Origin of the sequence: Citrobacter sp. S39, from assembly GCF_009495675.1 — a bacterium.
In the GTDB taxonomy this organism is placed as follows: Bacteria; Pseudomonadota; Gammaproteobacteria; order Enterobacterales; family Enterobacteriaceae; genus Citrobacter; species Citrobacter freundii.
Window position 1 is genome coordinate 1,488,083 of record NZ_CP045555.1, and the last position, 19,525, is coordinate 1,507,607.

Below are 19,525 nucleotides of genomic sequence, written 5' to 3' on the forward strand. Positions count from 1 at the left end.
CTGATAACCTCCGCATTTCTTGCACATTCTCAAACGTCACGCCAAGAATTGAGTATTATTGTGCCAAGTTGTCGTGAAGGAACCCTCTATGAAGCAAATCCGTATGCTGGCGCAATATTACGTCGACCTAATGATGAAGTTGGGTCTGGTGCGCTTTTCGCTGCTATTAGCGCTGGCTCTGGTCGTGTTGGCAATTGTGGTGCAGATGGCTGTCACCATGGTGCTGCATGGCCAGGTAGAAAGCATTGATGTTATCCGTTCTATCTTTTTTGGTCTGTTAATTACCCCTTGGGCTGTCTATTTCCTGTCAGTGGTGGTGGAGCAACTGGAAGAGTCCCGGCAACGCCTGTCACGACTGGTACAAAAGCTGGAAGAGATGCGCGAGCGCGATCTCAAGCTCAATGTGCAATTGAAAGATAATATAGCCCAGCTCAATCAGGAAATTGTTGAGCGCGAAAAAGCCGAAGCGGAGCGCCAGGAAACGTTCGAGCAACTGAAGGTTGAAATCAAAGAGCGCGAAGAAGCGCAGATCCAGCTCGAGCAACAGTCTTCCTTTTTACGCTCTTTCCTTGATGCCTCGCCGGATCTGGTTTTTTATCGCAATGAAGATAAAGAATTTTCTGGCTGTAACCGTGCCATGGAGCTGCTGACTGGCAAAAGCGAAAAGCAGCTGGTGAACTTAAAACCGGCTGACGTTTACTCTCCTGAAGCGGCTGAAAAGGTAATTGAAACCGACGAGAAGGTATTCCGTCATAACGTCTCACTCACCTACGAACAGTGGCTGGACTACCCGGACGGGCGCAAAGCCTGCTTTGAAATTCGTAAAGTGCCGTACTATGACCGCGTAGGTAAGCGACATGGCCTGATGGGCTTTGGGCGCGATATTACCGAGCGTAAGCGCTATCAGGACGCGCTTGAACGTGCCAGCCGTGATAAGACCACCTTCATTTCCACCATCAGCCACGAGCTGCGCACTCCGCTTAACGGCATTGTTGGCTTAAGCCGAATCCTGTTGGATACAGACCTGACCGCTGAGCAGGAAAAATACCTGAAAACCATCCATGTCTCTGCCGTGACGCTGGGTAATATTTTCAACGATATCATAGATATGGATAAGATGGAGCGACGTAAAGTCCAGCTCGATAACCAGCCTGTTGATTTCACCAGTTTTATGGCGGATCTGGAAAACCTTTCTGGCCTGCAGGCGCAGCAAAAAGGGCTGCGTTTTGTACTTGAGCCAACATTACCGCTACCGCATAAGGTCATTACCGACGGCACGCGTTTGCGCCAGATTCTGTGGAATCTGATCAGCAACGCCGTGAAGTTCACTCAGCAGGGACAGGTGACCGTGCGGGCGCGCTATGACCAGGGCGATATGCTGCATTTCGAGGTTGAAGATTCTGGGATCGGCATTCCGCAGGATGAGCAGGATAAAATCTTCGCCATGTATTATCAGGTGAAGGACAGCAACGGCGGTAAACCGGCCACAGGAACCGGGATTGGTTTGGCCGTGTCGAAGCGTCTGGCGAAAAATATGGGCGGCGATATTACGGTTTCCAGCCAGGCAGGTAAAGGCTCCATCTTTACGCTGACCGTACATGCGCCTGCGGTAGCGGAAGAGATTGAAGACGCCTTTGAAGACGATGACATGCCGCTGCCAGCCCTGAATGTGCTGCTGGTGGAAGACATTGAACTGAACGTTATTGTTGCGCGTTCCGTGCTGGAAAAATTAGGCAACAGCGTGGATGTCGCGATGACCGGGAAAGCCGCGCTGGAAATGTTTACGCCGGGTGAATATGACCTGGTGCTGCTGGATATTCAGCTACCGGATATGACCGGTCTGGATATCTCGCGGGAGCTCACGCAAAAATACGCTCGTGAGGACCTTCCGCCGCTGGTTGCACTCACCGCCAACGTACTGAAAGATAAAAAAGAGTATTTGGACGCGGGAATGGATGACGTGCTGAGTAAGCCGCTGTCGGTTCCGGCGCTAACCGCCATGATCAAAAAATACTGGGATACCAGAAACGAAGAGGAGAGCACTGTGACATCTGAAGAAAGCAGTAAATCGCAAGCGCTGTTAGATATTCCTATGTTGGAACAATACCTCGAGCTGGTGGGACCGAAGTTAATTACCGACGGGCTGGCGGTGTTTGAGAAGATGATGCCGGGATATTTGAGCGTGTTGGAGTCCAACTTGACCGCACGGGATAAAAAAGGCGTGGTTGAGGAAGGTCATAAAATTAAAGGCGCAGCAGGTTCAGTGGGGCTGCGTCACCTGCAACAGTTAGGTCAGCAAATCCAGTCGCCGGACCTTCCCGCCTGGGAAGATAACGTTGCTGAATGGATTGAAGAGATGAAGCAGGAGTGGCAGCACGACGTGGCGGTATTAAAAGCCTGGGTGGCGAGCGTGGAAAAAAAATGACCCCGGCTTGACCGGGGTGCGCGAATACTGCGCCAACACCAGGGAAATCGTGGCTGCGCCGTAAATTATTATCATTGTTTACAAGGGCGCAGCCCTAATTTTCAGGCCGCACGCAGTTAAGATAGCAAATCTTAAATAATTTGTTACATGAATCAGTTAAATGTGTGAAGCGTAGCATTTAAATCATAATAACTAATATGTTTCAGCCAGTTGAGAAAGGAGTATCACGATGAAAAAAGTGGGTGTAGTGCTCAGCGGATGCGGCGTGTATGACGGTGCAGAGATCCATGAAACTGTTCTCACGCTTCTGGCCATTGCCCGCAACGGCGCTCAGGCCGTCTGCTTTGCTCCGGATAAACAGCAAGCGGATGTGATTAATCATCTGACCGGCGAGCCGATGCTGGAAACGCGTAATGTACTGATTGAAGCCGCACGTATAACACGCGGTGAAATTCGCCCGCTCGCTCAGGCAGTCTCAACGGAACTGGATGCGTTGATCGTGCCGGGTGGGTTTGGTGCGGCCAAAAATCTGAGCAATTTTGCCAGTCAGGGCAGCGAATGCCGGGTTGACAGCGATTTAGCCGCGCTGGCGGTGGCTATGCATCAGGCGGGTAAGCCGCTGGGATTTATGTGCATTGCGCCCGCTATGTTACCTAAAATTTTTGATTTCCCGTTGCGTCTGACTATCGGTACTGATATCGATACGGCAGAGGTGCTGGAAGAGATGGGCGCTGAGCATGTGCCTTGTCCGGTTGATGACATTGTCGTCGATGAGGACAACAAAATTGTCACCACGCCCGCTTATATGCTGGCGCAGGATATCGCTCAGGCTGCGAGTGGTATCGATAAACTGGTATCGCGTGTGCTGGTGCTGGCTGAATGAGAACAGGAGTTACCGCCTTTCTGCGACGTATCTTTCTGCGGGCGGTCATTGTCCTCGGCGTATTCTGGGGCGGGGGCATCGCACTTTTCAGCGTGATGCCTGTGCCTTTCTCTGCGGTGATGGTTGAACGGCAACTGGGCGCATGGCTGTCCGGTGATTTTGGTTATGTAGCGCACTCAGACTGGGTGAGCATGGACGAGATCTCACCGTGGATGGGGCTGGCTGTCATTGCCGCGGAGGACCAGAAGTTTCCCGAGCACTGGGGATTCGATGTCTCCGCCATAGAGAAAGCGCTGGCGCACAATGAACGCAATGAAAACCGTATTCGCGGGGCGTCGACGTTATCGCAACAGACGGCGAAAAATCTCTTTCTGTGGGATGGGCGTAGCTGGGTACGTAAAGGTCTTGAAGCCGGGCTAACGCTGGGTATGGAAACCGTCTGGAGCAAGAAACGTATTCTGACCGTTTACCTGAATATCGCTGAGTTTGGCGATGGGGTTTTCGGCGTGGAGGCGGCGGCGCAGCGCTATTTCCATAAACCTGCCAGTCGGTTGAGTCTGTCTGAAGCGGCCTTGCTGGCGGCGGTATTACCCAATCCTTTGCGTTTTAAAGCGAATGCGCCTTCTGGTTATGTGCGTAGCCGTCAGGCGTGGATCATGCGTCAAATGCGCCAGTTAGGCGGTGAGTCGTTTATGCGGGAAAATAAGCTATATTAATTGCTGCTGTCGCTGTTTTTGTAGGCCTGATTTAAGTGCAGCGCATCAGACACAATACGACACAATGGCATTGCCGGATACGGCGTAAACGCCTTATCCGACCTACTGGCTACGTGTTAAAACCACTTGACTAATCTTCATCAAAACCTGAATTAAACAGGGCAACCACTGCGGCAAGGGCTTCAACTTCCTGCGGACCCGTGGCTTCAACTTCTATCTGACGCCCTTTGGCTGAATCCAGCATCAGCAGAGCGATAACGCTGTTGGCCTCGGCTTCCGTTCCTTCATCATTACGCAGCAAAACTTCTGCTTCGAAACCCTGCATCAATTCAAACAGTTTCATAGCTGGACGGGCATGCATGCCCAGCTTATTAGTGATTTCAACGGTTTGCTTCACGGTCATGATTTACGTTTTTCCAGCGTACGATGGCGTGACTGCACGTTTTTACCGCGTGAGCGGAAGTAGTCTGCCAGCTGCTCTGCAATATACACCGAACGGTGCTTCCCGCCGGTACAACCGATGGCTACGGTGAGGTAGCTGCGGTTGTTGGTCTCCAGCATGGGTAACCATAGCTCAAGATAGCTGCGCGTCTGGTAGATAAAATTGTGTACTTCTGTGTGCCTGTCGAGGAACGCGGCGACGGGGCGGTCAAGACCGGTCATTGGGCGCAGCTTCGGATCCCAGTGCGGGTTAGGCAGGAAGCGCACGTCAAAGACGTAATCCGCATCAATCGGGATACCGTGTTTGAAGCCAAAGGATTCGAAAACCATCGTCAATTCACGTTCACGTTTGCCCAACAGTCGGGTACGCAACATTTCCGCCAGTTCATGCACGGACATTTCGGAGGTATCAACGATCAGGTCAGCGCGAGAGCGCAAAGGCTCAAGCAAATCGCTTTCCTTATCGATAGCGCTTTCCAGAGACAAGTTCTTGCTGGAGAGTGGGTGCAGGCGACGCGTGTCACTGTAGCGACGAATCAGCGTGTTACGGTCAGCATCAAGGAACAGCAGCTGTGGTGAGAAGCCTTCAGGCAGATTGTTCATTGCCTGCTCGAAAATCTCCGGGGACTCAGGCATGTTGCGCACATCAATGCTGACGGCCGCAGAAATCTGGCGATCGGCCAGAGTACGAGCCAGATCGGGCAACAGCACTACGGGAAGGTTATCCACGCAGTAAAAACCCATATCTTCCAGCGCACGCAGAGCGACAGATTTACCTGACCCTGAACGGCCGCTGACGATCATCAGTACCATGTACTGTTTCTCCTCACAACGACAAAAAAGGATGCCATTGGGTTGTTATGCTTCATCCTGTCCACCTTCGGTGTCCGTGATGATTTGATACAACTCCTGGTCACTCTGTGCGGCGCGCAGACGACGACAGATGGTTTTATCCGCCAGACGTTTTGCGACCAGTGACAACGTATGCAAATGCGTCTTGGTTTGGTCCGCCGGAACCAGCAGGGCGAACAGCAGATCGACTGGCTGATTATCAATAGCGTCGAAGGCGATAGGCGTTTCAAGTTGCACAAACACACCAACCGCGCGCATCGTGTCTTCTTCCAGCTTTCCATGCGGGATAGCAATACCATTACCGATGCCGGTACTGCCCATTTTTTCACGCGTCAGAATGGCCTCAAATACCACCTGAGAAGGCAAGCTGAGCTGTTTTGCCGCCAGTTCACTGATGATTTCCAGTGCGCGTTTCTTGCTTTGGCAGTGAACACCTGCGCGTGTACATTCCTGGTTAAGAACAGTGCTCAGTTGTAGAGTCGTATCGTTATTTGTCATAATTTCACCTAAGCGCTAACTGTACAAATGGCCCGTTGTGCTACACAACAGGCCGTCCTGCACCCGCTAACTGCCCGGACAAGTTAGTGCTGTTTCAGTTTATCTTTATGTTTTGTTAACTGCCGAGCCAGTTTATCAATTAAACCGTCAATGGCGGCGTACATATCCTGACCTTCCGCGCTGGCATGAATTTCGCCACCGTTCACATGCAGCGTTGCATCCGAGATATGTGTAACCTTCTCCACTTTCAACACAATATAGACCTGATTAATCCGGTCGAAATATTGTTCAAGCTTGGCAAATTTTGTATTAACAAAATCGCGCAGGGCTTCAGTGATTTCGACGTTGTTTCCAGTGATGTTGAGCTGCATAGTGTCTTCCTTATCGGTTGGGTCAGACCAGCTGTTTGCGCTGGTTAGACGGCGGAATGGATAAAGACTCTCGGTACTTCGCAACGGTGCGGCGTGCCACCATGATACCCTGTTCTGACAGCATAGAGGTTAACTTGCTGTCACTCAGTGGTTTCGCGGGGTTTTCCGCAGCAATTAATTTCTTCACCAGCGCACGGATCGCCGTGGATGAGGCTTCGCCTCCACCTTCAGTGTTAACGTGACTGGAAAAGAAATACTTCAATTCAAAAATGCCGCGCGGACTGTGCAGATACTTTTGCGTGGTCACACGGGAAATGGTCGATTCGTGCATCTCGACGGCCTGGGCGATATCCGCCAGCACCATCGGTTTCATAAACTCTTCGCCTTGCTCAAAGAAGGCTTGCTGTTGTTCAACGATGCAACGGCTTACGCGCAGCAGTGTATCATTGCGGCTTTCCAGGCTTTTAATCAGCCACTTCGCATCCTGTAGATTGCTACGGATAAACTGACTGTCGGCATCGTTGCGCGCGCTATTGCACATAGCGGCGTAGTGCTGGTTAATCTGCAGTCGTGGGATGCTGTCGCTGTTGAGTTCGACCACCCAGCGATCATTATGCTTACGCACCAGCACATCCGGAATAACGTATTCTGGTTCGCCAGTCTGGATCGACTGCCCAGGCCTTGGATCCAGTGACTGAATAAGATTGACGGCTTCTTTTAGCACGTCTTCTTTTAGTCGGGTCACGCGCATCAGCGTGCGGAAGTCATGGTTGGCTAACAGATCGAGATGATCGCTGATGATCAGGCGCGCTTCTTCCAGCCACGGTGTGGCTTTATCAAACTGCGAAAGTTGGATCAGTAAGCAGTCGCGGAGATCTTTAGCGGCCACGCCTACGGGATCAAAGCGCTGAACGCGTTTAAGCACGGCTTCGATTTCGTCCATACCGACGTCGTCATCGCCCATGCTTTCGAGAATATCGTCCAGGGTCACGGTGAGATAACCGGTTTCGTCTACCGCATCCACAATGGATGTCGCAATGGCGCGATCGGTATCCGAGAACGGGGTCAGTTCCACTTGCCACATCAGGTAATCCTGTAGTGATTGCGTGGTCTCACCTTGATACACAGGCAGCTCGTCGTCGATGTAATCTCCGCTGGTGCCCGAAGGCGTCCCGGCGGTATAAATTTCATCCCAACTGGCATCGAGTGGCAGCTCCTCAGGCATCTCTTTTTGTTCGAGAGCATCAGCGGTGTCGAGGGTTTCGCTGTCCTGTTTTTCCTGGGTATCAATTTCGTCGTGAAGATCGGTTTGCTCGAGCAGTGGGTTACTTTCCAGCGCTTGCTGAAGTTCTTGCTGAAGTTCCAGCGTGGACAGCTGCAACAGACGGATAGCCTGTTGTAGCTGAGGCGTCATCGCCAGTTGTTGGCTAAGCCTGAGTTGCAAACCTTGCTTCATGTTCAGAGTTGTTTTCTCCTGCGGTGACGTGAAGTCTTCTACCCTATCAGAGTCTGAAGTCTTCCCCAAGGTATACGCGCTTAACGTGCTCATCCTGCAGTATTTCTGTTGGCGTGCCGTGCGCGATCAGGTGCCCCTGACTCACGATATAGGCGCGCTCACACACTGCCAGCGTTTCGCGGACGTTATGGTCGGTAATCAGCACGCCAAGGCCGCTGTCGCGCAGGTGTTCGATGATCCGTTTGATATCAATAACGGAAATCGGGTCAACACCGGCAAACGGTTCATCCAGCAGGATAAATTTCGGATTAGCGGCCAGTGCGCGGGCGATCTCCACGCGGCGTCGTTCACCACCGGAGAGCGACTGCCCCATACTGTCACGCAGGTGCTCGATGTGGAATTCTTCCATCAGCTCGTTGGCGCGATCTTCCCGCTGCTCGCTGGTCAGATCGTCACGAATTTGCAGTACCGCCATCAGGTTATCAAACACGCTCAGGCGACGGAAAATCGATGCTTCCTGCGGTAAGTAGCCGATGCCGCGACGCGCGCGCGCATGCAGAGGCAGCAGGCTGATGTCTTCGTCATCAATGATAATGTTACCCGCATCGCGCGGGACAATGCCGACCACCATGTAAAAGGTTGTTGTCTTGCCTGCACCGTTAGGACCGAGCAGACCGACGATCTCCCCGGAGTTGACGGTCAGACTGACATCTTCCACCACACGACGGCCTTTATAGGCTTTTGCAAGGTTCTTTGCAGTTAATGTTGCCATAACGAATCAGTTACCTTTTTTCTCTGCCGGAGCCTTGTTTTTGTCCTGCAACTGCGACGGAACCAGAACGGTGGTGACGCGTTTGCCTTTATCGCTGAAGGCCTGCATTTTCTGCTCTTTTACCAGATAGGTGATCTTATCGCCCGTGATGTTGCTATCGAGCTGTTCCAGATACGCCTTGCCGGTTAGCACGACAAAGTCTTTCGCCAGTTCATAGTGCATCTGCGAGGCGCGGCCTTTAACCGGTTTACCGTTGTCCTGCATCTGGTAAAACGTCGCTGGATTGCCATAGCCGTCAATCACTTCTTTGCCGTCTTCGCCGCCAGGACGGGTCACGACGACTTTATCGGCGTTAATTTTGATGGTGCCCTGAGTCACAATCACGTTGCCAGTAAACGTTACCACGTTGCCCTGCATATCCAGGGACTGCTGGTCCGACTCAATGTGAATCGGCTGCTCGGTATCGCCGGTGACGGCAAATGCCGGAATGCTGGCGGCCAGAAGTGAGCTGGCAAGTACAAGATTAAGGCTGAGTTTGTTTGTTTTGGATTTCATATGAGGTTCTAACCTTTTCAATCAGCTCGGCGTTCTTGCTGCGTAAGTTGCCGCGCATCTTCAGTCCGCTGGAGTTAAATGTTGTGCCATACAACGTCACCAGATCATCGGAAGTGACATCTTGTGTCACCAGGTTAATCTGCGCGTTATCGGTCGTAATTCTGCGTAGTTGAGAGTCAGGCACCAGGGCGTTAACCTCAACATGGCCGTACAGATACAGCATCCGATCGTTGGTCAATTTGGCTTTATCGGCCTTGATCGTCCAGGTCGGTACTTTATCCTTATCAAATGTGGTTAATACTGGTTGAGTAAACCACGAAACCGCTTGTTCCGAATAATATTCAACGTGTTGTGCGATCAAGTGATAGCTCAGCGCGCCTTCCGGACTATACACGACGGTATCAGTATGTTCGCTCTTATAGGTTGGCTCGTTGTTATTGACGACGACCTGAGCGGTGTCCTCTTTGTCTGCCAGATTAATACCAATCATCACAAGGACAGCCAGCGACAGTAGAATGATAACCCAACGTCTGGTTTTGCTCATATCGATTGCCCTTTGGCCTCGTCCAGTTTGCCCTGCGCCAGGAGTAATAAATCGCAGACTTCACGCACAGCGCCACGTCCCCCATTAATACGGGTGACATAATCGGCCCGCGGGATCAGCAAAGGGTGGGCATCTGCCACCGCGACGCTCAATCCCACTTGTGCCATCACCGGCCAGTCGATCAGGTCATCGCCAACGTAGGCGACATTCTCCGGCGCGATCGCCAGTTTGCTAAGGAGATCGCCAAAAGCAACCAGTTTGTCTGACTGTCCCTGATACAGGTGGGTGATCCCCAAAGTGGCACAGCGATCTTCTACAAGTTTAGCCTTTCGTCCGGTAATAATGGCAACCTCAATACCGGAAGTGAGCGCACAGCGAATTCCGTAACCATCGCGGACATTAAAAGCCTTCAGCTCTTCACCGTTGTTGCCCATATAAATCAGACCATCAGACAGTACGCCATCCACATCCAGGATCAGCAAACGGATGTTTTCTGCCCGGGTGATAACGTCTGCGCTGACGGGTCCATAACAGGTCGCAAGCGACGCACCTGCTTTACTCATTTTCGTTATCCTTGAGTTTCTTACACTACACCTGCACGTAGCAGATCATGCATATGTAACACACCGAGTAACTGGTCGCCATCAGCAACCATTACCGAGGTGATATGGCGGGACTGCATTAAGTTCAGGGCATCGACGGCAAGAATACCCGGACGCACGCGAATGCCTCCAGGGGTCATCACATCGGCAATACCTAACTGGCGTACATCAACGCCCATATCGAAGACACGACGTAAATCACCATCGGTGAAAATACCGTCAATCTTCATGGCATCATCGCAAATGACGGTCATGCCGAGATTTTTACGCGTGATCTCAATTAAGGCGTCACGCAGGCTGGCGTTTTTGGTTACATGCGGGATCTCGTCGCCCGTATGCATAATATCGTTAACGCGCAGTAAAAGCTTACGGCCCAGTGCGCCACCGGGATGAGACAATGCAAAATCTTCCGCGGTAAAGCCGCGCGCTTTTAATAATGCCACCGCAAGGGCATCGCCCATCACCAGTGTTGCTGTCGTGCTGCTGGTCGGCGCCAGGCCTAACGGACAAGCTTCCTTGGGCACTTTAACACACAGATGCACATCTGCTGCACGCGCCATACTGCTTTCCGGACGACCGGTCATGCAGATAAGCGGTACATGAAGACGTTTTAATACCGGGATCAGCGCCGCTATCTCATTGGATTCACCGGAGTTAGAGATGGCGATGACCACATCCTGCGGCGAGACCATACCCAGATCGCCATGTGCGGCTTCGCCTGGGTGTACAAAAAATGAGGGGGTGCCGGTGCTGGCAAATGTGGCTGCCATTTTCCGCCCGATATGGCCGGATTTCCCCATTCCCATCACCACGACTTTGCCCGGGCAACTGAATATTTTCTCGCATGCCAGGGTAAAATTTTGGTTGATGTACTGATCAAGCTCCGCCAGGCCCTCACGTTCAATTGCCAGGACTTCCTTGCCTGCTTGCTGAAAGTCAAAACCCGGTTGCAACTCTAAGTGCGACATAATGCGTTTCCAGTTATCCAACGAGAAGTGGCGATAACCAATACAGCATCGCCAGCCATATGATAAAACCGCCGGTCAGCAGCGCGCCCGCGCCGCGACCAATCTGGCGCGGACGTCGCCAGCAGAGTAATGCAAAAATAACGCTCACCAGCAGCATGACGCTGTAGTCCCGGACGAAGACCATCGGATTGACTTCGCCCGGCGTAATCAGCGCCGGTAGCCCGAGGACGATAACAATATTAAAAATGTTCGCGCCGATAATGTTACCGACGGCAATATCGTTTTCACCTTTACGCAGACCCGCAATCGCCGTTGCCAGTTCCGGCAGGCTGGTACCAATGGCGACCACCGTCAACCCGATGATGAGTTCGCTCATGGCGAAATAGTTCGCCAGTACGGTAGCGTTATCTACCACCATACGCGTAGCCATAGGCATAATAATCAGCGCAATACCCAACCACAAAAATGCGACGGGTAACCCGCCTTCGCGCGGCAGCTCAGCTATCTGCTCGCGTGTCAGGCTGTCATTGCCTTGTCGCTCGGCCAGACGAGCGATTTTAACAATGAATAGCAGCCATAGCACGGCCAGGAGCAGAAGAAAGAAACCGTCGCTGCGGCTCAACTGCCCGTCATACAGGACGGATGCAGCTAAAATACTTACCAGCAACATTAGCGGTAATTCACGACGCAGAACATCAGAATGCACGGTAAAAGGATGAATCAGCGCCGACAGGCCTAAAATAAGCAGAATGTTGGTGATGTTAGAACCTATGGCGGTCCCGACAGCCAGATCGAGTTGCCCATTCATCGATGCGGCAACGGAGACAATGATCTCGGGTAACGACGTACCAATGCTGACCACGGTCATTCCGATGATAATGGGGGGAATACCGACGTTTCGACATAAAATGGATGCGGCAAATACCAGACGGTCGGCACCGTAGACCACCAGAAGTAAACCAATTATTAACAGCGCCGTCGCTAAAAGCATCTAAAGTCCTTTCTTCAGGTATACTCGCCGGTCCTCTTGAAGGATCTTCTGGAAGCCGTAACGAAGTCTTAATTTTGACTTTATGCGGCTAAAAAGTAAAACAAATGCCAGCTTTCGCTAACCAGGACAGGCAATAATCTGTAAGTATGTTGAGTTCAGGGCTAAATTGAGCGCCAAACTCTTCGATCAACGAGGCAATAGTAAAGGATGAATCAATGGGGCAGTCTGTGGCGAATCTAGTCGATATGCGCGATGTCAGCTTTTCCCGGGGCGACCGCTGCATCTTTGATAATATTTCCCTGACGGTACCGCGCGGTAAGGTGACGGCAATCATGGGGCCATCAGGCATCGGCAAAACGACGCTGTTGCGTCTGATTGGCGGACAGATCTCACCGGATAAGGGCGAGATTCTGTTTGACGGTGAGAACGTCCCGGCCATGTCCCGTTCGCGTTTATTTACCGTGCGTAAGCGCATGAGTATGCTGTTTCAGTCAGGTGCGCTATTTACCGACATGAATGTGTTTGACAACGTTGCGTACCCTCTGCGCGAGCATACGACGTTGCCAGCGCCGTTGCTGAAGAGCACGGTGATGATGAAGCTCGAGGCGGTCGGCCTGCGGGGTGCGGCCAAATTAATGCCTTCTGAATTATCCGGTGGGATGGCGCGCCGCGCTGCGTTAGCGCGTGCTATCGCGCTGGAGCCTGACCTCATTATGTTTGATGAGCCGTTCGTCGGTCAGGATCCCATCACCATGGGCGTGCTGGTGAAGTTGATTTCAGAACTGAACAGCGCGCTGGGTGTCACCTGTGTGGTGGTATCCCATGATGTGCCTGAAGTACTGAGTATTGCGGATTACGCCTATATAATGGCGGACAAAAAAATAGTGGCCTACGGTAGTGCTCAGGCGCTACAAGAAAATGCCGATCCGCGCGTACGCCAGTTCCTTGACGGCATTGCCGATGGACCGGTTCCGTTCCGTTACCCGGCGGGTGACTACCATATCGATTTACTCTAAACAGGGAGTTAAGCCACCCATGTTGTTAAATGCGCTGGCATCACTCGGACATCGAGGAATAAAAACCCTCAGGACGTTCGGGCGAGCCGGATTAATGTTGTTCAATGCGGTTGTCGGCAAACCGGAGTTTCGCAAACATGCGCCGCTGCTGATACGCCAGCTTTATAATGTCGGTGTCTTATCGATGCTGATCATTATTGTGTCAGGCGTATTCATCGGTATGGTGTTGGGATTGCAGGGATACCTGGTGCTGACGACCTACAGTGCGGAAACCAGCCTCGGTATGCTGGTGGCGCTGTCATTGTTACGTGAGCTGGGGCCGGTTGTTGCGGCGCTGCTGTTTGCCGGGCGGGCCGGATCGGCCTTAACTGCAGAGATTGGTCTGATGAGAGCGACCGAGCAGCTTTCCAGCCTGGAAATGATGGCCGTCGATCCACTGCGCCGGGTGATCTCTCCGCGTTTTTGGGCCGGTGTCATTTCATTGCCGCTGCTAACGATTATATTTGTCGCCGTGGGGATCTGGGGTGGTTCACTGGTTGGCGTAAGCTGGAAGGGTATTGATGCGGGCTTTTTCTGGTCGGCTATGCAAAATGCCGTCGACTGGCGTCTGGACCTGGTCAACTGTCTGATTAAGAGCGTGGTGTTCGCCATTACGGTCACCTGGATTGCATTGTTCAATGGTTATGATGCGATCCCGACCTCTGCCGGGATTAGCCGGGCAACGACACGCACCGTTGTGCACGCCTCTCTTGCCGTTCTGGGGCTGGATTTTGTGCTGACCGCACTGATGTTTGGGAATTGAGTTCATGCAAACGAAAAAAAATGAAATTTGGGTCGGGTTATTCCTGCTGGTTGCGCTGCTGGCTGCGCTGTTTGTCTGCCTGAAGGCGGCGAACGTTACCTCAATGCGTACTGAACCGACTTACACGATTTATGCGACCTTTGATAATATCGGCGGCCTGAGAGAGCGTTCTCCGGTGCGGATTGGCGGGGTGGTAGTTGGACGCGTATCGGACATCTCGTTAGATCCGAAAACGTACCTGCCGCGCGTGACGCTGGAAATCGAATCGCGTTTTAACCATATTCCTGACACCAGTTCTCTGAGCATCCGTACTTCCGGTCTGCTGGGCGAACAGTATCTGGCATTGAACGTGGGTTTTGAAGATCCTGAGCTGGGAACGTCTATCCTCAAAGATGGCGGTACGATTCAGGACACGAAATCCGCGATGGTGCTGGAAGATATGATTGGTCAGTTCCTTTACAACAGCAACAGCAAAGGTGATGACAATAAGAATTCTGGCGATGCGCCAGCCGCAACTGAAGGCAATAATGAAGCCACTACGCCTGCGGGCGCAACGAAATAATATCAGGAGAATCGACGTATGTTTAAACGATTGATGATGGTGGCTATGCTGGTGATTGCTCCACTTAGCGCGGCAACCGCAGCAGACCAGACTAACCCGTACAAACTGATGGATGAGGCGGCGCAAAAGACCTTTGACCGTCTGAAAAACGAGCAACCAAAAATCCGTTCCAACCCCGATTACCTGCGTCAGGTCGTCGATCAAGAACTGCTGCCTTATGTGCAGGTTAAGTATGCCGGTGCGCTGGTACTGGGTCGTTACTACAAAGATGCGACTCCTGCCCAACGTGAAGCCTATTTTGCTGCATTCCGTGAATATCTGAAGCAGGCTTACGGCCAGGCACTGGCGATGTACCACGGCCAGACCTATCAGATTGCCCCTGAGCAGCCGTTGGGTGATGCGACCATCGTACCTATCCGCGTAACCATCATCGATCCAAACGGTCGTCCTCCGGTACGTCTGGATTTCCAGTGGCGTAAAAACTCCCAGACCGGTAACTGGCAGGCGTATGACATGATCGCCGAAGGCGTAAGTATGATCACCACCAAACAAAATGAGTGGAGCGACCTGCTGCGTACCAAAGGTATTGATGGCCTGACGGCACAGCTGAAATCTATTTCTCAGCAGAAAATCACGCTGGAAGAGAAAAAATAATGACGCAGTCACTCACCTGGACGCGCGAAGGCGACAAGCTGGTGCTGGTGGGAGAGCTGGATCAGGACGTGTTAAATCCCTTATGGGATGCGCGAATTGAGGCGATGAAAGGGGTATCCTGCATCGATCTGAACCAGGTATCCCGGGTAGATACCGGCGGTCTGGCGTTACTGTTGCATCTGATTAATCAAGGCAAGCAGCAGGGAAACAGCGTTTCGCTCACTGGTGTTAACGATAAAGTGTACACGCTGGCGCAGCTTTACAATCTGCCTGACGACGTCCTTCCGCGTTAATTTTTCCAGGCCGGATAAGGTCTTGTGCCGCTATCCGGCAAAACCCCTGAGGGGGATCTGCCACTAAAGCCTTGTCTGATTTATCAGCGAGGCTTTTTGCTTATTTATGACAGCGCCACTTTGCTCTAAGATGTTGGGCTGTTTTCACTATCTGACGAATGAAGAGCCCATGGAAAATAATGAAATTCAGAGCGTGCTGATGAATGCACTCTCCCTCCAGGAAGTCCACGTTTCTGGCGACGGCAGTCACTTTCAGGTTATTGCCGTGGGTGAGATGTTTGAAGGCATGAGCCGGGTCAAGAAGCAGCAATCGGTCTATGGCCCGTTGATGGAGTACATTGCGGACAACCGCATTCATGCCGTGTCGATTAAGGCGTTTACCCCAGCGGAATGGGCGCGCGATCGCAAACTTAACGGTTTTTGAGCTACGGGTGATGCGCCGGTAGCGAAGATAAATTCTTAACAGAGAACAGAATAATGGATAAATTTCGTGTTCAGGGGCCAACCAAGCTCCAGGGCGAAGTCACAATTTCAGGCGCTAAAAACGCCGCACTGCCGATCCTGTTTGCGGCGCTGCTGGCTGAAGAACCTGTAGAGATCCAAAACGTCCCGAAACTGAAGGACGTTGACACATCAATGAAGCTGTTGAGCCAGCTGGGTGCGAAAGTTGAGCGTAATGGTTCCGTGCACATTGATGCGCGTGATGTGAACGTCTTCTGTGCGCCGTACGATCTGGTGAAAACCATGCGTGCATCCATTTGGGCGCTCGGGCCGCTGGTTGCCCGCTTTGGTCAGGGCCAGGTTTCACTGCCGGGCGGCTGCACCATCGGCGCGCGTCCGGTTGACCTGCACATTACCGGTCTGGAGCAGTTAGGCGCGACTATCAAGCTGGAAGAAGGCTATGTGAAAGCGTCCGTTGATGGCCGTCTGAAAGGCTCGCATATTGTCATGGACAAAGTGAGCGTCGGTGCGACTGTCACCATCATGTGTGCAGCAACGCTTGCCGAAGGCACCACCATCATCGAAAACGCCGCGCGCGAGCCGGAGATTGTGGATACCGCGAACTTCCTGATTGCGCTGGGCGCGAAGATCACTGGCCAGGGCACAGATCGTATTACGATCGAAGGCGTTGAGCGTCTCGGTGGCGGTGTGTATCGCGTTCTGCCAGACCGCATCGAAACCGGTACCTTCCTGGTGGCGGCGGCAATTTCTCGTGGCAAAATTATCTGCCGTAATGCACAGCCGGATACGCTGGATGCTGTTCTGGCGAAGCTGCGTGATGCGGGTGCGGATATTGAAGTGGGCGACGACTGGATCAGCCTTGATATGCACGGCAAACGCCCGAAAGCGGTTAATGTGCGTACTGCGCCGCATCCGGCGTTCCCTACCGATATGCAGGCCCAGTTCACGCTGCTGAACCTGGTGGCAGAAGGGACCGGCTTCATCACGGAAACCGTGTTTGAGAACCGCTTTATGCACGTGCCTGAGCTGAGCCGTATGGGCGCTCACGCAGAAATCGAAAGCAATACCGTGATTTGCCACGGCGTGGAAACACTCTCAGGCGCACAGGTTATGGCGACCGATCTGCGTGCATCTGCAAGTTTAGTGCTGGCAGGTTGTATTGCTGAAGGTACAACAGTGGTCGATCGTATTTATCACATCGATCGCGGCTATGAGCGCATCGAAGATAAACTGCGTGCGCTGGGCGCAAACATTGAGCGCGTGAAAGGCGAGTAATCGTCAACGTCTCTTGTAACCCCCAGTTCAGTTGGCCGGGGGTTACAGCTCAATGTTCATTCCGGATTCTTTTTCTCTCTGCGACTCCTCATCATCCGCGTTCTGTCGATGAACTCATGCGTTTTGGCATCGTGATAGCGTGACGGCCAAATCACCCAGGGATCAGTTCCCAGTGCCCGGGCGATAATCAACTCACCTTTTGGCCATGGTCTCGTTAACGCATTTGCCAGCGTTGATGAACTCAATCCATTTTTACGTGATTCAGCGGCCATTGAGGTCCCTTTCTTGCGCAGTCCGGCGATGATGTCGGCCGGATGCCAGTCAATCAGCTTGCTTTCCATAAATTCATCTCTCCTTTGGTTAACGACTTACGGTTCCACGATCGGTTGTGGCGACACTATAACGCCCGAAGAACGAATGTTCTAAAATGTTCATGTAAAGTATGTGTATATTCAGAATATGCCAAGGTTATGCGTGATTATCCGGAGGGGGGTAGGGAGGATTACTAGAACTTATAAAAATATCCCGTGCAGAGCACGGGATGAGGGAGGATGCTGTAGGGAATTAACGGTCGCGCTGTACGGCGATATGTGCCAGACCAATCAGCGCTTCTCTCCACGGCGTATCAGGCAGCACCTGCAACGCAGCGATGGCCTTATCTGCCTCTTCTTCTGCACGTTGGCGCGTCCACTCCAGGGAACCACAGGCGTTCATCGCTTCCAGAACCGGCTCCAGAAGGTGACGACCATTACCTTGCTCAATGGCCTGGCGGATCATTTGCGCTTGTTCTGGAGTACCGTGGCGCATGGCATGCAGCAGCGGCAGCGTAGGTTTACCCTCGTTGAGGTCATCACCGACGTTTTTACCCAGCTGCTCGCCATCTGCGCTGTAATCCAGCAAATCGTCAATTAACTGGAAAGCTGTGCCGAGATAACGGCCATAATCCTGCAACCCTTTTTCTTGTTCTTCGCTACAGCCAGCCAGAATGCCTGAACATTGGGCTGCCGCTTCAAACAACCGCGCCGTCTTACTGTAGATGACGCGCATATAGTTTTCTTCGGTGATGTCTGGGTCGTTGACGTTCATCAGCTGCAAGACTTCACCTTCGGCGATGACGTTGACTGCTTTCGACATGACTTCCAGCACTTTCAACGAGCCAAGGCTGGTCATCATCTGAAATGCGCGGGTATAGATAAAATCGCCAACCAGCACGCTGGCCGCATTACCAAACGCCGCATTTGCCGTAGCTTTCCCACGGCGCATGTCTGACTCATCCACAACATCATCGTGCAGCAGGGTCGCTGTGTGGATAAACTCGATGAGGGCCGCGATCGTAACGTGCGCATTTTCCTGGTAACCAACGGCCCGCGCTGCGAGGACGGCGATCATTGGGCGAATGCGTTTTCCGCCGCCGCTAACGATGTAGTACCCCAGTTGATTGATCAACTGAACGTCAGAATTGAGCTGTTCAAGGATTGTCGCATTGACCCCCGCCATATCTTGCGCGGTTAACTCATTGATTTTTTCTAAATTCATCGCAAAAGCCGGGCTTCTCGCCCCGATTACCTTACTGTGTGAGAAGGTAACGTCGGGTTTAGGGTTATAAATATATGCTGATTGTACTGAAAAAACGCCGTAGATAAACGTTACCGTACGTGTTGTGTTTTTTTTCTTCATGTATTGACGGTAGCACTTGTCAAAGGCTCGCGTTTTGCGTAATATTCGCGCCCTATTGTGAATATTTATAGCGCACTCTGAATCATCAAAAAGGTGTGCGCGGAAGCGGAGTTTTTTATGTACGCGGTTTTCCAAAGTGGTGGTAAACAACACCGAGTAAGCGAAGGTCAGACCGTTCGCCTGGAAAAGCTGGACATCGCAACTGGCGAATCTGTTGAATTCGCAGAAGTTCTGATGATCGCAAACGGTGAAGAAGTCAAAATCGGCGTTCCTTTCGTTGATGGCGGCGTTATCAAAGCTGAAGTTGTTGCTCACGGTCGTGGCGAGAAAGTTAAAATTGTTAAGTTTCGTCGTCGTAAACACTACCGTAAGCAGCAGGGCCATCGTCAGTGGTTCACTGATGTGAAAATCACTGGCATCAGCGCTTAAGTTAAGGGGAGCAGATTAAATGGCACATAAAAAGGCTGGCGGCTCGACTCGTAACGGTCGCGATTCAGAAGCTAAACGTCTGGGCGTAAAACGCTTCGGCGGTGAAACAGTTCTGGCTGGTAGCATCATCGTTCGTCAACGTGGTACTAAATTCCACGCTGGCTCCAACGTTGGTTGCGGCAAAGACCACACTCTGTTTGCTAAAGCAGACGGTAAAGTGAAATTTGAAGTGAAAGGCCCGAAAAACCGTAAATTCATCAGCATCGTTGCTGAATAAGTTT

General features: G+C 52.1%; 25 protein-coding genes. 12 read left to right on the plus strand and 13 right to left on the minus strand.

The features are described from left to right. Window positions 1-88: 88 nt before the first annotated feature. From arcB to mtgA, 3 genes are all read left to right on the plus strand, one after another. A complete protein-coding gene (gene arcB, locus GFB57_RS07025) occupies window positions 89-2,425 on the plus strand; it encodes an aerobic respiration two-component sensor histidine kinase ArcB (protein WP_003025089.1) in 2,337 nt (778 codons plus the stop codon). 229 nt (window positions 2,426-2,654) lie between these two features. Next, entirely contained in the window at window positions 2,655-3,308 is a 654-nt protein-coding gene (gene elbB, locus GFB57_RS07030; protein ID WP_003025088.1) for an isoprenoid biosynthesis glyoxalase ElbB, read from the plus strand. Continuing rightward, window positions 3,305-4,024 carry a monofunctional biosynthetic peptidoglycan transglycosylase gene (gene mtgA / locus GFB57_RS07035; RefSeq protein WP_003025087.1) on the plus strand — a complete coding sequence of 240 codons (720 nt, stop codon included), beginning with the start codon at window positions 3,305-3,307 and terminating at the stop codon, window positions 4,022-4,024. The genes elbB and mtgA overlap by 4 nt, the downstream gene beginning before the upstream one ends. A gap of 130 nt (window positions 4,025-4,154) precedes the next feature. Here the strand turns inward: mtgA and npr are convergent, their stop codons facing one another. The 11 genes from npr to GFB57_RS07090 all read right to left on the minus strand — a co-directional run bounded on the left by npr (window position 4,155) and on the right by GFB57_RS07090 (window position 12,074). Then, window positions 4,155-4,427 carry a PTS phosphocarrier protein NPr gene (gene npr, locus GFB57_RS07040; RefSeq protein WP_003025086.1) on the minus strand — a complete coding sequence of 91 codons (273 nt, stop codon included), beginning with the start codon at window positions 4,425-4,427 and terminating at the stop codon, window positions 4,155-4,157. Then, entirely contained in the window at window positions 4,424-5,278 is an 855-nt protein-coding gene (gene rapZ / locus GFB57_RS07045) for an RNase adapter RapZ (protein WP_003025085.1), read from the minus strand. The genes npr and rapZ overlap by 4 nt, the downstream gene beginning before the upstream one ends. Before the next feature lie 45 nt (window positions 5,279-5,323). Further along, window positions 5,324-5,815 carry a PTS IIA-like nitrogen regulatory protein PtsN gene (gene ptsN, locus GFB57_RS07050; protein WP_003025083.1) on the minus strand — a complete coding sequence of 164 codons (492 nt, stop codon included), beginning with the start codon at window positions 5,813-5,815 and terminating at the stop codon, window positions 5,324-5,326. A gap of 83 nt (window positions 5,816-5,898) precedes the next feature. Beyond that, entirely contained in the window at window positions 5,899-6,186 is a 288-nt protein-coding gene (gene hpf, locus GFB57_RS07055; RefSeq protein ID WP_003025078.1) for a ribosome hibernation promoting factor, read from the minus strand. A 22-nt stretch (window positions 6,187-6,208) separates the two neighbouring features. Next, window positions 6,209-7,642, minus strand: coding sequence for an RNA polymerase factor sigma-54 (gene rpoN / locus GFB57_RS07060; protein ID WP_003025074.1), 1,434 nt, complete (start codon window positions 7,640-7,642; stop codon window positions 6,209-6,211). A 46-nt stretch (window positions 7,643-7,688) separates the two neighbouring features. Next, window positions 7,689-8,414 (minus strand): LPS export ABC transporter ATP-binding protein, encoded by a 726-nt coding sequence (lptB, locus tag GFB57_RS07065; protein WP_003025073.1) that lies wholly within the window; start codon window positions 8,412-8,414, stop codon window positions 7,689-7,691. Between the two features lie 6 nt (window positions 8,415-8,420). After that, entirely contained in the window at window positions 8,421-8,969 is a 549-nt protein-coding gene (gene lptA / locus GFB57_RS07070; protein ID WP_003025070.1) for a lipopolysaccharide ABC transporter substrate-binding protein LptA, read from the minus strand. After that, window positions 8,938-9,513, minus strand: coding sequence for an LPS export ABC transporter periplasmic protein LptC (lptC, locus tag GFB57_RS07075; protein ID WP_003025068.1), 576 nt, complete (start codon window positions 9,511-9,513; stop codon window positions 8,938-8,940). Before lptC ends, lptA begins: the two co-directional genes overlap by 32 nt. Further along, the gene (gene kdsC, locus GFB57_RS07080) at window positions 9,510-10,076 is read right to left on the minus strand and encodes a 3-deoxy-manno-octulosonate-8-phosphatase KdsC (RefSeq protein WP_003025065.1); all 567 of its coding nucleotides are present in this window, start codon (window positions 10,074-10,076) and stop codon (window positions 9,510-9,512) included. Before kdsC ends, lptC begins: the two co-directional genes overlap by 4 nt. 20 nt (window positions 10,077-10,096) lie before the next feature. Continuing rightward, a complete protein-coding gene (gene kdsD / locus GFB57_RS07085) occupies window positions 10,097-11,083 on the minus strand; it encodes an arabinose-5-phosphate isomerase KdsD (RefSeq protein ID WP_003025063.1) in 987 nt (328 codons plus the stop codon). Window positions 11,084-11,096: 13 nt separating this feature from the next. Next, window positions 11,097-12,074: a calcium/sodium antiporter gene (locus tag GFB57_RS07090; RefSeq protein ID WP_003025060.1), complete on the minus strand. Its 978-nt coding sequence runs from the start codon at window positions 12,072-12,074 to the stop codon at window positions 11,097-11,099. Between the two features lie 215 nt (window positions 12,075-12,289). Here GFB57_RS07090 and mlaF point away from each other — a divergent pair, with 215 nt between their 5' ends. The 7 genes from mlaF to murA all read left to right on the plus strand — a co-directional run bounded on the left by mlaF (window position 12,290) and on the right by murA (window position 17,138). Continuing rightward, window positions 12,290-13,090, plus strand: a complete 801-nt coding sequence (gene mlaF / locus GFB57_RS07095; protein WP_003025057.1) for a phospholipid ABC transporter ATP-binding protein MlaF — start codon at window positions 12,290-12,292, stop codon at window positions 13,088-13,090. A gap of 19 nt (window positions 13,091-13,109) precedes the next feature. Further along, window positions 13,110-13,892 carry a lipid asymmetry maintenance ABC transporter permease subunit MlaE gene (gene mlaE / locus GFB57_RS07100; RefSeq protein WP_003025053.1) on the plus strand — a complete coding sequence of 261 codons (783 nt, stop codon included), beginning with the start codon at window positions 13,110-13,112 and terminating at the stop codon, window positions 13,890-13,892. A gap of 4 nt (window positions 13,893-13,896) precedes the next feature. Further along, window positions 13,897-14,454, plus strand: coding sequence for an outer membrane lipid asymmetry maintenance protein MlaD (gene mlaD / locus GFB57_RS07105; RefSeq protein WP_003025050.1), 558 nt, complete (start codon window positions 13,897-13,899; stop codon window positions 14,452-14,454). A gap of 18 nt (window positions 14,455-14,472) precedes the next feature. Beyond that, a complete protein-coding gene (gene mlaC, locus GFB57_RS07110) occupies window positions 14,473-15,108 on the plus strand; it encodes a phospholipid-binding protein MlaC (protein WP_003025047.1) in 636 nt (211 codons plus the stop codon). After that, complete coding sequence (gene mlaB, locus GFB57_RS07115; RefSeq protein WP_003025045.1) at window positions 15,108-15,401, plus strand: lipid asymmetry maintenance protein MlaB; 294 nt, start codon at window positions 15,108-15,110, stop codon at window positions 15,399-15,401. The genes mlaC and mlaB overlap by 1 nt, the downstream gene beginning before the upstream one ends. Before the next feature lie 169 nt (window positions 15,402-15,570). Then, complete coding sequence (ibaG, locus tag GFB57_RS07120; RefSeq protein WP_003025040.1) at window positions 15,571-15,825, plus strand: BolA family iron metabolism protein IbaG; 255 nt, start codon at window positions 15,571-15,573, stop codon at window positions 15,823-15,825. Between the two features lie 53 nt (window positions 15,826-15,878). Next, window positions 15,879-17,138, plus strand: coding sequence for a UDP-N-acetylglucosamine 1-carboxyvinyltransferase (gene murA / locus GFB57_RS07125; RefSeq protein WP_003025037.1), 1,260 nt, complete (start codon window positions 15,879-15,881; stop codon window positions 17,136-17,138). 56 nt (window positions 17,139-17,194) lie between these two features. Here murA and sfsB read toward each other — a convergent pair whose 3' ends face one another. Further along, window positions 17,195-17,479: a DNA-binding transcriptional regulator SfsB gene (gene sfsB / locus GFB57_RS07130; RefSeq protein WP_003025035.1), complete on the minus strand. Its 285-nt coding sequence runs from the start codon at window positions 17,477-17,479 to the stop codon at window positions 17,195-17,197. A 223-nt stretch (window positions 17,480-17,702) separates the two neighbouring features. After that, window positions 17,703-18,674, minus strand: a complete 972-nt coding sequence (gene ispB / locus GFB57_RS07135; RefSeq protein WP_003025033.1) for an octaprenyl diphosphate synthase — start codon at window positions 18,672-18,674, stop codon at window positions 17,703-17,705. 258 nt (window positions 18,675-18,932) lie between these two features. Here ispB and rplU point away from each other — a divergent pair, with 258 nt between their 5' ends. Together rplU and rpmA are read left to right on the plus strand one after the other, a co-directional pair. Beyond that, window positions 18,933-19,244: a 50S ribosomal protein L21 gene (rplU, locus tag GFB57_RS07140; protein WP_003025032.1), complete on the plus strand. Its 312-nt coding sequence runs from the start codon at window positions 18,933-18,935 to the stop codon at window positions 19,242-19,244. Between the two features lie 19 nt (window positions 19,245-19,263). After that, window positions 19,264-19,521: a 50S ribosomal protein L27 gene (rpmA, locus tag GFB57_RS07145; protein WP_003025030.1), complete on the plus strand. Its 258-nt coding sequence runs from the start codon at window positions 19,264-19,266 to the stop codon at window positions 19,519-19,521. Window positions 19,522-19,525 lie beyond the last annotated feature (4 nt).